Here is a 13,712-nt window from a genome sequence, read left to right as displayed (position 1 = left end):
TATCATCATGACCATTGACAAACGTAAAGTCGTCTATCAAATCTACCCCAAATCTTACAAAGACACAACCGGAAACGGTGTCGGTGATCTACGAGGAATTATTGAAAAACTACCTTATTTGAAGGATCTAGGGATTGACATGATCTGGCTCAATCCCTTCTACCCAAGTCCGCAGCGAGACAACGGCTATGATATCTCTGACTATACGGCCGTCAATCCTGATTTCGGCACCATGGCTGACTTTGAAGAAATGGTGGCTGTCGGCAAAGAGCTGGGTATTGAATTTATGTTGGACATGGTCCTCAATCACTGCTCAACGGAGCATGAATGGTTCCAAAAGGCCCTAGCCGGCGACAAATACTACCAGGATTTCTTTATCCTGCGTGACCAGCCAACTGACTGGGTGTCTAAGTTTGGCGGCAATGCCTGGGCACCTTTTGGCGATACTGGGAAATACTACCTCCATCTCTTTGACGTGACCCAAGCCGACCTCAACTGGCGAAACCCCTATGTCCGTGACGAACTGTTCAAGGTGGTCAACTTCTGGAAAGACAAGGGCGTCAAAGGCTTCCGCTTCGACGTTATCAACCTGATTGGTAAGGATGAAGTCCTAGAAGATTGCCCAATCAACGACGGCAAACCTGCCTATACCGACCGCCCTATCACCCACGACTACCTCCGCATGATGAACAATGCCACCTTTGGAAGGGAAGAAGGCTTTATGACCGTTGGCGAAATGTCTGCCACAACCATTGAAAACTGCATTCTGTACACGGCTCCTGAGCGTGAGGAATTGTCCATGGCCTTTAATTTCCACCACCTCAAGGTGGATTACAAGGATGGTAAAAAATGGACCATCATGGACTTTGATTTTGAGGAACTCAAACGCCTCTTCCACACTTGGGGCGAGGAGATGTCAGTTGGAAATGGCTGGAATGCTCTATTTTACAACAACCACGACCAGCCTCGTGCCCTCAACCGCTTTGTTGATGTGGAGAATTTCCGCAAGGAAGGAGCAACCATGCTAGCAGCCTCTATCCACTTGTCCCGCGGTACGCCTTATATCTACATGGGCGAGGAAATCGGTATGATTGACCCTGACTACGATAGCATGGATGATTATGTCGATGTCGAGAGCCTTAATGCCTACCAAATGCTCTTAGAACAGGGAAACACACCTGATGTGGCCTTCAAGATTATCCAAGCCAAGTCGCGTGACAATGCCCGCACACCCATGCAGTGGGATGCTTCTGAAAATGCCGGTTTCTCAACAGGTACTCCTTGGCTAAAAGCTGGTAAATCGTACAAGACCATAAACGTTGAGACCGAAAAAACAGGCCCAATCTTCACCTTCTACCAAGACTTGATTCGACTTCGTAAGGAATTACCAATCGTGTCTGAAGGGGATTACAAGGCTGCCTACAAGGACAGCGACAAGGTTTACGCCTTTGAGCGCCTCCACGACGGTCAAAAACTCTTGGTCCTCAACAACTTCTTCCCAGAAGAAGTTCAACTAGAGTTGGCAGACGATTACGCACAAGGCAGCATCCTCATTGACAACTACAGCGACACCAAACTCGGAAAAACCATTCGACTGAAACCTTATCAATCCCTTGCCATTTGGGCCGATTAAAGACCAAGACTCGGAAGTTTCTCCCGAGTTTTTTAGTGTTTCTTTGATTGTAATCGCCTTTTGATAAAAAAATAAAGGCTACCAAAAGCATAAATCACAAACAAGATTGTGCCAATCAGAAAGAGGATGTACAGAACATAGGGATGGTTGGACCATAAACGTCAGAACCAATACCACCAGCCAGCGCTGTCCCCAGGTCATCTTACGCTGAAGTAACCAATAGAGAAAATCCTCTCCTGCATTGGTCCGGGTTTCCAGATATTCCTTCCATAAGCCAGATACAAAATTTGGCACAACCAGCCCTCCTCTTATTTTTAAACAGTATATCCTATTTTTGCAATCAAAAACAGAAAAATCGAACCTGTTTCGATTCGATTTCCCGTATTTTTATGGATTGAAAGACACGTGGACGTGGTCATAGTGGTTTTCTGTTACACTTCCGCGGTCTGGCATTGGATTCCAGGTATAGGCTGGTCCGTAAATGCTTGGATATGGTGAGTAGAAACGTTGCTTCCAAATGATGTAGGAAATGTTGCGGGCACCCATATTGGCAATGGCATAGTCAGCAACCTGGTCACCGAGGGCTGAGCTCACTGGCACCATGAAATCAATAGCCAATCCTTTACCGTGGTCTTGGGGATCTCCAGGACGGTATCCTGAAAAAGAAGTAATACCGAAAGTATTTGCAACTTCTTCTTTAAATGCTGCAACCTGGGGCTGGAGGCCACTATTATCATAAACTACCGTAGCAACTGGTGCTGGTGTTTCAGCCACTGGAGTCTCTACCACCGGCTCTTCTGCTACAACAGACTCACTTGCTGGCTCCACTACTGGAGTTTCAGCTACTGGCTCTGCCACTGGTGCTTCAACTGGAGCAACCTGTTCTGCTGCTGGAGCTGCCACCGCTTCTGTTGTTTCGGGTATAGAAACTTGGGGCACTTCTACTGTAGCTACCTCGGCTGGAATATCGGCAGGGACTTCTGTTTCAGCTACTGGAGCAGTCGGTTCTGTCGCTGGAGCAGGGACTTCTACCTCGTCGAGATGAACAACTGTATCGTCGATGGTCGCCTGGTTTGTCTGCAAATCCACCGTCGCTTGAACAGGCTCTTGATTGGCTGTCTGGGCAGGTGCTTCAATTTCGATTTGGGTCACTTGGTTATTTTGGTCAACTGTCGTGGTCAATACCGTATCTGGGAAAATCAGGTTGACATCTGTAATTTGATTGACCTTGGCTAGGATTTCCATATCCAGATTCATGGCATCAGCAATGGCACTCAAGGTATCGCCATACTTGATGGTGTAAGTGAGTTGGCCCCCTTGATTGACCAATTCAGCGCTAATCTCAGAGACATTGCGTGGTGTCCATTCCAAGGCGGAAATTGTCGGAGCTGCCAGGCCAGTTGCCAAGAGTGACAAGGCTACAGAGGATGCGTAGAACATTTTCTTATTCTCTTTCAGTACAGATCTTTTTCTCTTTCTTTTCATATAAACCGGTTTGTTTGTCTGTTTACGTTTCACAAAACATTCCTTCTTTCTTTTGAGATAGACCTATGATAGCGGAATTTTTTTTGCAAAACAAGCCTTTCCCAGGCTTTTAAACAAGCTGTAAACAAACCAAATTGATTGTCACTTAAGCATTATATTTGTCACAAGATTGTCATAGTGACCTGATATGTGGCTTCAAGACTGACTATCTCCTGCCATAAAGAAAAAAGGTTGGACTTCTCCAACCTCTCAAAACCTAGACTAACTACATCTCCTCCGGATACACCAAGCCCCACTCTTTTCGGAGTTGGGTCATGATCTCCATAACATCTTGGGTGTAGGCTAGGTGCATAGTATTTTCGATGCCCGCGACAGCTTTTTCCATATCCGCCACTTCATAAGAGAGGGCCTTGGCAGTCTCGCCCGCTTCGATTACCTCTTGACTACCGTCTTCAGTATAGGTAATAACCGCCTTCTGCCCGCGAGGGTATTCATAGAGTTCGATATAACCCTTATCATAAGCAATGGTCCCACGCTTAGGCTGTTTGGCATGGAGACTGAGGGCAATCGTAGCCATCTCACCCGCATCATTGGACAGGAGAATACCGACCTGTTCATCGACACCCGTTGGAGCCAATTTGACCTGCGAAGCGACTTGATTTGGTTTTTCAGTCATGAACCAGCGAACAAAGGACAGGGCATAGACACCGATGTCCAAAAGGGCACCTCCAGCTAAGTTCTTATTGAAAAAGCGGTTGGTCATGTCATATTCCTTGTAGCTGCCAAAGTTCATCTGAATCATCTTCAACTCTCCCAGCTTGCCACTTGTAGCCACTTCGCTCAACTGACGATAGATTGGCATGTGGAAAATGGTCATGGCTTCTGCCAAGATGACCTGGTTTTCCTCCGCCAGTTGAATGGCTTCTGCCAACTCATCCTTATTTAGCGTGATGGACTTTTCACAGAGAACATGCTTGCCCCCAGCCAAGGCCTTACGCAGGTAATTGATATGGGTGTTGTGGGGGGTAGAAATATAGATAATGTCCACCTCAGGATCCTCAAACACCTGATCAATGTCCTCATAGACCTTCTCAATGCCATATTTTTTTGCAAAATCGATCCCTTTTTCATAGGTACGATTGGCAACGGAGTAGATAGTCCCTCCCATTGCTTGTAGAGCTTGGGCCAATTCATTGGCGATAACACCCGTTCCCAGAGTTGCCCACTTATATTGAACTTGATTTTCCATCTTAACCTCACTTTCCTATGCACAGTAAAGTTTCTTACTGTGCATACAGGTTCTAAAACTATTATAGTAGATTCTACTCTTTTCCGCACACTCCAAGTCGCATTTATGATACAATAAGAACATGACGACCGCTGTACTTAAAGTGACTGCCTCAGACAAGGCACAGATGCTCCACCACTACGCCCGCTACCAGCAGGCCAGTAAAAATCCTTACATCGAAGCATTTTTCAAACTTCCTGGCGCCAGCCTTTCCATCTACACTTCTGGAAAAGTCGTTTTCCAAGGGGAAATGGCAGAGCAGGAAGCCAGTCGTTGGGGCTATGAGCAGGCTCAGACTGATCAGACCATCTCCGGGCAGAACCTGCCCATGATTGGGACGGACGAGGTGGGTAACGGGTCTTATTTTGGCGGTCTGGCTGTCGTGGCTAGCTACGTCACACCTGATGACCATGCCTTTCTCAAGTTGCTGGGCGTTAATGACTCTAAAAAAATGACAGACCAAAAAATCTGCCAAATCGCCCCTCTCTTAAAAGAGAAAATCTCCCACCAAGCTCTGCTATTGTCCCCGAAAAAATACAACGAGGTCATCGAGCAAGGCTACAATGCCGTATCAGTCAAGGTGGCACTCCACAATCAGGCCATCTACCTGCTACTCCAAAAAGGGGTACAGCCGGAGAAAATCGTCATTGACGCTTTTACATCTATCCAAAATTACCAGAAATATCTCAAAAAAGAGGCCAATCACTTTGCCAACCCTGTCACCTTGGAAGAAAAGGCTGAGGGCAAATACCTGGCCGTCGCGGTATCATCCATTATCGCACGCGCCATGTTCTTGGAAAATTTGGCTCAACTAGGGGAGCAACTAGGCATGAATCTGCCATCCGGTGCCGGCAGCAAGTCCGACCAGGTCGCAGCCAAGATTTTGCAGAGATACGGAATGGCGGGGCTCAGCCAGGTCGCCAAACTCCACTTTGCCAACACACAAAAAGCAGAAAAATTATTGAAATAAGAGGAAATCACATGCGTTCAACTAAAAAAAATTCCCTTGCTCGCTTCCTAGCTGAGTGGGGCATCTTCTCTCTGATTATTATCGGATTCTTGCTCTCACGGCTCTTTATCTGGCAGCCTGTTTCTGTCGATGGACATTCTATGGATCCAACCCTTCATGACAAGGAGCGCTTGATCATGGCGCGCACAACGACCATTGACCGTTTTGACATTGTCGTGGCCAGCGAAGTGGACTCGCAAGGCAAGGAGAAGCTGATTGTCAAGCGGGTTATCGGTATGCCTGGTGACTCCATCCGATTTGAGAATGACGTTCTCTATATCAATGAAGAGGTGGTGGATGAGCCTTATTTAGCAGAGTACCTGGCAGCCTTTAAAGAAGATAAACTCCAGTCCACCTACTCCTATAATAAGAGCTTCCAAAACCGTGCGGCAGCTGCTACTGCCTTCACACTGGATGCCAATGGCTACCCAAGCCTGTCTTATGTCGTACCCGAAGGACACTACTTCCTCATGGGAGATGACCGCCTGGTTTCTCTAGATAGCCGTAATGTTGGTCCATTCACCAAGGCCAATATCAAGGGAGAAGTCGTTTTCCGCATGTGGCCCCTCAACCGCATTGGTACCGTAAAATAAACTAATTAGGAGTGAGACAGCTGTCCCACTCCCTTTTGATAAGGAAAAATCATGCAAGAAGTATCTTTCACCGGAACTATCGACCGGATTATTTTTGAAAATCCCAGCAATTTTTATAAAATCCTGCTCTTGGAAATCGAGGAGACCAATGCGGATTATGACGACTACGAAATTATCGTGACCGGCACCATCGCAGACGTTATTGAAGGCGAAGATTACCGCTTTTACGGCAACTTGGTTACCCATCCCAAATACGGTCAGCAGCTGCAAATCTCCCGCTACGAACGCAGTAAACCAACTGCCTCTGGACTGGTCAAGTATTTTTCCAGCGACCATTTCAAGGGCATCGGCCGCAAGACGGCTGAGAAAATAGTCCAGCTCTACGGCGAGGATACCATTGATAAAATCCTAGCCGAACCTGAAAAATTGACCCAGATTACAGGATTATCCAGCAAAAATCGGCAGGCTTTTGTGGAAAAACTCCGCCTCAACTACGGCACAGAGATGATTTTGTCCAAACTAGCCGAATACGGCATTCCCAACAAACTCGCCTTTCAAATCCAAGACCAGTACAAGGAGAAAACCCTGCAAATCATCGAGGAAAATCCCTACCAGCTGGTCGAAGATGTTCAAGGAATGGGCTTTACCATTGCCGATAAAATCGCTGAAAATCTGGGCATCGAGAGCGACTCACCACAGCGTTTCCGAGCCGGCATGCTCTATTGCCTGCTCCAGCGCTCTATGGAGACGGGCGACACTTATGTCGAGGCGCGTGATTTGCTAGAGGCCAGCATTGACGTGCTGGAAAAATCCCGCCATGTCGAGTTGGACCCGGCTGCCGTAGCGCAGGAATTGACCGGTCTCATTAATGACGGCAAGGTCCAGCAAGCAGGCACCAAAATTTTTGACAACAGTCTCTACTTTGCTGAGGAAGGTATTCACAAGAACCTCAGCCGCCTCATGGGCAAAAATGGTTTCAAGCCCTTCCCACGCAAGGACGTCGAGACTGCCATTGCAGAGCTGGAAAGCATGTCATCACTGACCTACGATGCTATTCAGAAAGAGGCTATTGTCCGAGCTATTACCAATCCGCTCTTTATCCTAACTGGCGGACCCGGCACAGGCAAGACCACAGTCATCAACGGTATCATCGCGGTCTACGCTATCTTGCACAAGATTGATTTGACGAAAAGCCGTGACGAATGTCCTGTCCTCTTAGCTGCTCCAACCGGCCGAGCCGCCCGTCGGATGAATGAATTGACCGGCCTGCCAGCTGCGACCATCCACCGCCATCTGGGCTTGGTTGAAGGTCAAGAAGAATCCTACCGCGATGATTATCTGGATGCGGAATTTATCATCGTCGATGAATTTTCTATGGTCGATACTTGGTTGGCCAACCAGCTCTTCCAGAATATTTCCTCTCAGACGCAGGTCCTCATTGTCGGAGATGCGGAGCAATTGCCATCGGTCAGCCCCGGTCAGGTCCTGGCCGACCTGCTCAAGATTAAAAAATTACCCAGCCTAACGCTGGAGAAAATCTACCGCCAGTCCGACGACTCGACCATTGTCACTCTTGCCAGTCAAATTCGGCAAGGCAGCCTTCCAGCTGATTTCCGTGAAAAAAAGGCAGACCGGTCTTATTTCGAGGCGCAAAACGAACAAATCCCTGCCCTGATTGAACGCATTGTCGGTGCCGCCATCAAGTCGGGAATCCCAAGTCAGGAAGTGCAAATCTTGGCACCCATGTACCGAGGAGCAGCAGGTATTGACCAGCTCAATATCATGACCCAAAACCTGCTCAACCCAAAAAGCGAGGGTCAATTGGAATTTGCCCACAACGACCAACTTTTCCGTCAGGGCGACCGGGTCATCCACTTGATCAACGACGCTGAGAGCAATGTCTTCAATGGCGACTTGGGCTACATCACCGACCTCTTGCCTGCCAAGTATACCGACAGCAAGCAGGACGAGATTTCCATCAATTTTGACGGTAGCGAAGTGACCTACCCCCGCAATGAGTGGTACAAAATCACTCTTGCCTATGCCATGTCCATCCACAAATCTCAGGGGAGCGAGTTTCAGGTGGTCATTCTGCCCATCACCCGCACCAGCCACCGCATGCTCCAGCGCAATCTGGTCTACACGGCCATCACCCGCTCTAAGAGCAAGCTCATCCTGCTGGGTGAAATCTCCGCCTTTGACTACGCGGTCAAGAATGCCGGTACCCTACGCAAAACCTATCTGGTTCCCCGTTTCCAAGGGGATTTTGAAGAAAAGGCAGAGCAGCCAGAGCAGATTTCACCAAATCAGCCTACAAAATCTGCCCAGTCTATCTCGTCTGAACAGCCCGCACCAACCAAAGTGCCTGTGGAAAAAACTGTATCTGCACCCAGCCAACTTTCCCTACTGGACCAAGAACCTGTGGAAAACACCCCCATCCAGCCCACTAGCTACATTCTGAACGAAAAAAATATCCTCACCATCGACCCCATGATTGGCCTGACCGATGAAGATATTGCTCTATTTTTCAAATAAACCGACTTTTGTTACAAAAATATTACAAATGTTACAAAATTGTGTTGACACCATCCTTCTGTTTTGCTATACTAAAATCAAACAGGAGGATTTTTATATGAAAAAGAAAATAACAAACGGTATTATACTCTTATCTGCAGCTATTTTATTAACAGCCTGTGGAAAAGAAACTACCCCGGCTACATCCACTAAGACCAGTGAGAAAACAGAACAAACCAGCTCTAGTAAAAAAGCTACAGACAATTCTACTAAGAAAGAAACTGATACAAGCTCTAGCCAAGCAACCGAATCTAGTGCTACAACAACTACTTCGTCTCAAGCAGAAAGTAGCTCATCTTCAAACCAGACCAAACAAGAAGAAATTGCAAGCCAGCCTAGCTCAACAACTATGACAGGAGACCAGCTATTGGCCTTGCCATCAGTAGCTCTTCCGACAGAACTTGTCGGTACTTGGACAGGCACTAGTCCACAAGCACGTATGGTCGAGGTAACCGTCGCAGCTGATGGGACTTTCACTGTTACTCAGGACTTCCGTCAAAGCGAAGATGAGGAAGTAACCGACTGGAATGTCCAACACCGGACTGCTGTCATTACAGACTTGATTTCACCTAAACCAAACCATTACCTGGTTCGCAAGTCGACAGGAGACGGAGTAGCTTTACTTCCTGGTGTAACAGGCATTGGTGGTGCTGGAGGTCAACTCTTGCCAGGCTTCATTCTAGAAAATGGACAATACAAGGTTATTATGCAAGGTGTTTCAACCAATCCAGCATTTCCAACAACTATTGATTTAACTGCACCTGCTCAAATAATGGCAACCCTGAATAAGGAACAATAAGTCCTACCAACTAAGCTCGACTAGACCTGTCGGGCTTTTTCATTTTTTTCGATGACCAATCTGAGTACAAAAAACTAGGCTGTCACCTAGTTTTCATTGCTTGTTTCTTCTGAAGATGCTGTCACCTCTTGTGAAGGAAGTTCCTTAGCAGGATTCATATTGACTCTGTGCCACTCATTGATGACGTAGGCGAGGGCGACCACTTGATTGTAACCCATAGGATCGATTTCGGTATCGTTCTCAGATGCGCCACCAAAATGAGCTGTATAAAGGGCAATGCTGTAAGGTGTTTCCTCCATAACAATGGCATCCAGATTGAGGGCTTCACGGACATAGCCGGGTTTTTGGTAGACGGTCACCCCGTGAACATACTCTTCAAACCAAGTTCCCGGAAAGGCATCATCTAGGTACTTCATCAGGTCTGCGTATTTGTCCTGACGCTGATAAAGGTAATCCAAGACCTGCGAATAGTAGCTCGTTGTCGTCTGATTACCATTAGCAGAAATAGTTGGCACGTCAGGATTTTTCGATTTGCCATAGCGGCCAAACATGGTGTAGGCCTTGTCCATACCACCGATGCGCTCCGCCAAGGCATAGGCTGGAGTATTTTCAGACACTACAATGGAGCCGTATTGCATATCTGCGATTGTCATCATCCCATTATAATTGGCAACATAGGCGTCATGCTCAGGCTTGTATTCATAAGTTGTGCCGGTAATATCGTAAGCCTCTGTCGCTGAAACTTCACCTTTTTCCACCGCATCTACCACCAACATATTGAGGGGTAACTTATAGGTGGAGCCAGCTGTCATAGGCTGGGTATCGTTCATGGAGAAGACTTCATTGGTTTTGAGATTCTTATAGGTAAAGGCCACCTGTGATGGGTCCAATCCCTGCTCCAAGAGATAGGCCTTGACCGTATCTTCTAAACTCAGATTAGGATAATCATAATAGAGATAGAGACTGTTCATGTAAGCCAAATCTTCCTGCATGACCAAGTCTTTGGCCTCCTGAGACTTATGGACAGGCTTGACCACTTCTTTTTTGGTTTCTGTTTCCTTCGATCCACTCGCCGCTGCTTGGTTGGAAGAATCGGCTTTGCCTATCCCTTTCTTGGTCGAATCCAGATTGAAAAGGGCAACCATACCAAGCGTAAGGAGGACTAGTAAACCTAGAGCGATAGGAATATAGTCTGTCCAAACCTGCTTTTTACCATGCCGCGACCCACGTTTTTTTCTTCTTTTTGGCAATTTCCAAAATGAAAGAAATTTATCCACAGTCGGTTTGACAACTCCCTTAATCCTGTCTGTGTTTGGAAGAAGACGCTTTTCTGCAAGTCTTCCTGGTACAATCTGCTTCTCTCTAGACTGATCTAGCGCAATCGTTCTTGGAAAACGCTGATGAATCTGACCACGATTTCTCTTAGATGGAACTCTTCGGGGATATTTTCTCTTGGCAGGCTTGGTCCAAACCTGTCGCCGAGATTTTCTTTGCTCATTCTCTCTAGTCATAACTCTACTAGTATAGCTGATTTACTTGGTTAAAACAAGCATTTATCATTGGAAAAGAGCTGATATAAGAAATTTTAGAATATCAGACAAGCAAAAAAAGGCGATAGGCAGTCATCCACCAATGGAAAACTACCTTATCCGCCTTTTTATAAACAGATTCTATCTCTTCACCAAGGTCTTACGAATATCGAGGGCAACTGCCACCACGATAACGATACCTTGGATAACGTTGGTCATATCTGGTGTGACACCCAGGTAGGTCAAGCAGACCTTAAGGAGCTCAAAGACGAATACCCCTAAGAGAATGCCCGGAACGGTACCCTGACCACCGGCTGTCGAAACGCCACCGATTGTCGCTGAGGCAATGGCATCCAGCTCGTAACCCATACCTGCACCCGCACCAGCAGAACCTGTCTTGGCTGACAGAAGGAAACCTGCCAATCCGTAGAGCAGACCTGCTAGAAGGAAGATCTTGATTTTGGACATGCGGACATTGACACCAGACACCTCAGCCGCATTTTCATTACCCCCGATAGCGTACATGTACTTACCATAGCGAGTCTTATTGTAGAGCACCCACATAGCCAGGCCGACTAGGCCTGCGATAATGGTAATGTAAGGGATAAAGCCGAAGAGCTTGCCTTGCCCAATCGCTACAAACTCATCCTTAAAGGTACCAATCGGCTTAGACTGGGAATAAATCAAGACAAAACCATAGGTCATGATTTGGGTACCCAGAGTTGCCAAAAATGGCGGCACACTGAGGAAGGAAATAATAGCACCATTGAGCAGACCGAGAACAGCTCCCACCGCTAAGGCTGCCAAGAGAGGGACAACAATCGGTAAATCCGGCAAATTTGGGAAGAATTTCTGGGCGAAATCAGGACGCTGCACCAGAGTTGCTGTGATGATAGCTGTCAGACCGACGATACGACCAGCTGACAGGTCAGTACCACGGATAATCAAACAGCCCGACACACCCAGGGCAATGATGAAACGAACAGAGGTATTGGCCATGATGTTGGCCGCGTTCCCCAGGGTAAAGAAGTTGTTTTGGGTCAATCCTGTATAGAGAATCATAGCCGCTACCACGATGTACATGGAGTTCTTGGTTAGAAATTCTCCTAGGTTAAAGGATTGAGTGGCTTTTGTTTCTAATTTAGGCATTGTCATCTCCTCCTTGATTGCCAGTCATAAATTTAGTTGCCAGTTGCATCACGGCCTCCTGGGTTGCCTCTTCCTTATCCAAGAAACCAGAAATCCGTCCTTCACACATGACCATGATGCGGTCAGACACGCCCAGAAGTTCAGACATTTCAGACGTAATCATGATAATGGACTTACCTTCGGCAGCTAGATTGTTGATGATTTGGTAGATTTCGTACTTGGCACCAACGTCGATACCACGGGTCGGTTCGTCCAGGATGAGAATATCTGGGTCATTGGCCAACCAGCGGGCCAGGATAACTTTTTGTTGGTTACCACCTGACAGGCTTTCGATGTGGGTCTTGGTCGACGGTGTCTTGACGCGCAGACGATCAACATTGTGATCAACAACATTCTTAATCTTTTTGTCATCTAAGAGACCGAAGGCACCCAGGTATTGGTTGAGAGAAGCTACAGCGGCATTATCAGAGACCGATAGAACGCCGAAGATACCGTTGAAACGCCGGTCTTCTGTTACCAGGGCAATCTTATTGGCAATGGCTGTGGCTGGATTTTTAATCTTGACTTCCTTGCCCTTGATGTAAATCTTACCTTGTTTGAGGGCCCGAATACCGTAAAGGGCCTCCATAAGCTCGGTCCGTTGGGCACCGACCAGGCCACCAATCCCAAGCACTTCACCTTTTTTGAGGTCAAAGCTGGCTTGCTTGAAGGATAGAGGATTTGGCGAGGTCATCTCTTCTAAATGAAGAACGACTTCCTCCTCCACCTTGTTGGTCTTAGGCGGAAAGAGGCTGGTCAATTCCCGACCAACCATGGCTTGGATAATCTTGGCCGTCGTCATATCAGCTGCTGGCCAGGTACCAACGTACTGCCCATCCCGCATGACTGTGATGTCATCTGAAATCCGCAAAATCTCATCCATCTTGTGGGAAATATAGATGATTCCAATGTTTTTGGCCTTGAGCTGAGCAATGATTTCAAAAAGTTTCTCCACTTCTGAGCTAGTCAGAGAGGAAGTTGGTTCGTCCATGATGACAACCTTGGCATTATGCGAAATGGCCTTAGCAATCTCCACCGATTGCATCTGTGATACAGTCAGGGCATTAAGCAAGGTTTTGGGGTCCATGTAAAGACCAACCTCTTCCAGTAAAGCCCTTGTATCCTGGTTCATCTTGGCATGGTCAACTAGATTGAACTTACCCAGAGGGTAATTGCCTAGAAAGACATTTTCAGCGATGGTCATCATGCGGATGGGCTGCAATTCCTGGTGGATCATGGACACACCTGCATCAATGGCCTCTTTGGAATCCTTGAAATCCACTTCCTTGCCATCAAAGATGATAGTGCCACCATCTCGATGGTAAATTCCAAACAAGCATTTCATGAGGGTGGATTTGCCTGCACCATTTTCACCCATCAGGGCATGAACGGTTCCCGGACGGAGCTTGAAGGTCACATCGTCCAAGGCCTTAACACCCGGAAATGTCTTGGTAATATGTTTCATTTCTAAAATATATTCACTCATTCTCCTAGGTCTCCTTTTCAAAAAATAAGAACCTGCATTCACAAGTAAGGCACATTTAGATAAGAGATAGCTTTTTGCTAATCAAGGCCGTTTTTCACAGGAATACTGGCTGTATTCCTGTGAAAAAC

10 protein-coding genes are annotated in these 13,712 nt (G+C 47.0%); 5 read left to right on the top strand and 5 right to left on the bottom strand.

The genetic code is table 11. The annotated features are described in order from the left end of the window. The first annotated feature begins 7 nt into the window (after positions 1–7). Positions 8–1,633, top strand: coding sequence for an alpha,alpha-phosphotrehalase (gene treC, locus ACVC7T_RS02945; protein WP_447262443.1), 1,626 nt, complete (start codon positions 8–10; stop codon positions 1,631–1,633). 387 nt (positions 1,634–2,020) lie between these two features. Here the strand turns inward: treC and ACVC7T_RS02940 are convergent, their stop codons facing one another. Continuing rightward, a complete protein-coding gene (locus ACVC7T_RS02940; RefSeq protein WP_447262442.1) occupies positions 2,021–3,073 on the bottom strand; it encodes a LysM peptidoglycan-binding domain-containing protein in 1,053 nt (350 codons plus the stop codon). 310 nt (positions 3,074–3,383) lie between these two features. Continuing rightward, positions 3,384–4,367 carry a Gfo/Idh/MocA family protein gene (locus ACVC7T_RS02935; RefSeq protein WP_105161221.1) on the bottom strand — a complete coding sequence of 328 codons (984 nt, stop codon included), beginning with the start codon at positions 4,365–4,367 and terminating at the stop codon, positions 3,384–3,386. 121 nt (positions 4,368–4,488) lie between these two features. On the opposite strand from ACVC7T_RS02935, the gene rnhC reads away from it, so the two are divergent. The 4 genes from rnhC (at position 4,489) to ACVC7T_RS02915 (ending at position 9,381) form a co-directional block, all read left to right on the top strand. Continuing rightward, the gene (gene rnhC, locus ACVC7T_RS02930) at positions 4,489–5,376 is read left to right on the top strand and encodes a ribonuclease HIII (RefSeq protein ID WP_447262441.1); all 888 of its coding nucleotides are present in this window, start codon (positions 4,489–4,491) and stop codon (positions 5,374–5,376) included. Positions 5,377–5,387: 11 nt separating this feature from the next. After that, positions 5,388–6,008, top strand: coding sequence for a signal peptidase I (lepB, locus tag ACVC7T_RS02925; protein ID WP_105111737.1), 621 nt, complete (start codon positions 5,388–5,390; stop codon positions 6,006–6,008). Between the two features lie 51 nt (positions 6,009–6,059). Next, the gene (gene recD2 / locus ACVC7T_RS02920; protein WP_447262440.1) at positions 6,060–8,543 is read left to right on the top strand and encodes an SF1B family DNA helicase RecD2; all 2,484 of its coding nucleotides are present in this window, start codon (positions 6,060–6,062) and stop codon (positions 8,541–8,543) included. A gap of 97 nt (positions 8,544–8,640) precedes the next feature. After that, positions 8,641–9,381, top strand: coding sequence for a hypothetical protein (locus tag ACVC7T_RS02915; protein ID WP_105161219.1), 741 nt, complete (start codon positions 8,641–8,643; stop codon positions 9,379–9,381). Between the two features lie 86 nt (positions 9,382–9,467). Here ACVC7T_RS02915 and ACVC7T_RS02910 read toward each other — a convergent pair whose 3' ends face one another. The 3 genes from ACVC7T_RS02910 to ACVC7T_RS02900 form a co-directional block, all read right to left on the bottom strand. Beyond that, complete coding sequence (locus ACVC7T_RS02910; protein ID WP_105160115.1) at positions 9,468–10,526, bottom strand: serine hydrolase; 1,059 nt, start codon at positions 10,524–10,526, stop codon at positions 9,468–9,470. Positions 10,527–11,051: 525 nt separating this feature from the next. Further along, positions 11,052–12,059: an ABC transporter permease subunit gene (locus ACVC7T_RS02905; RefSeq protein ID WP_105160110.1), complete on the bottom strand. Its 1,008-nt coding sequence runs from the start codon at positions 12,057–12,059 to the stop codon at positions 11,052–11,054. Then, the gene (locus ACVC7T_RS02900; RefSeq protein WP_105160111.1) at positions 12,052–13,584 is read right to left on the bottom strand and encodes a sugar ABC transporter ATP-binding protein; all 1,533 of its coding nucleotides are present in this window, start codon (positions 13,582–13,584) and stop codon (positions 12,052–12,054) included. The genes ACVC7T_RS02905 and ACVC7T_RS02900 overlap by 8 nt, the downstream gene beginning before the upstream one ends. Positions 13,585–13,712 lie beyond the last annotated feature (128 nt).

The organism is Streptococcus sp. P25B114, assembly GCF_053010325.1.
Note: the sequence above shows the minus strand (reverse complement) of the source record. Positions and strands in the feature narration are given on the sequence as shown.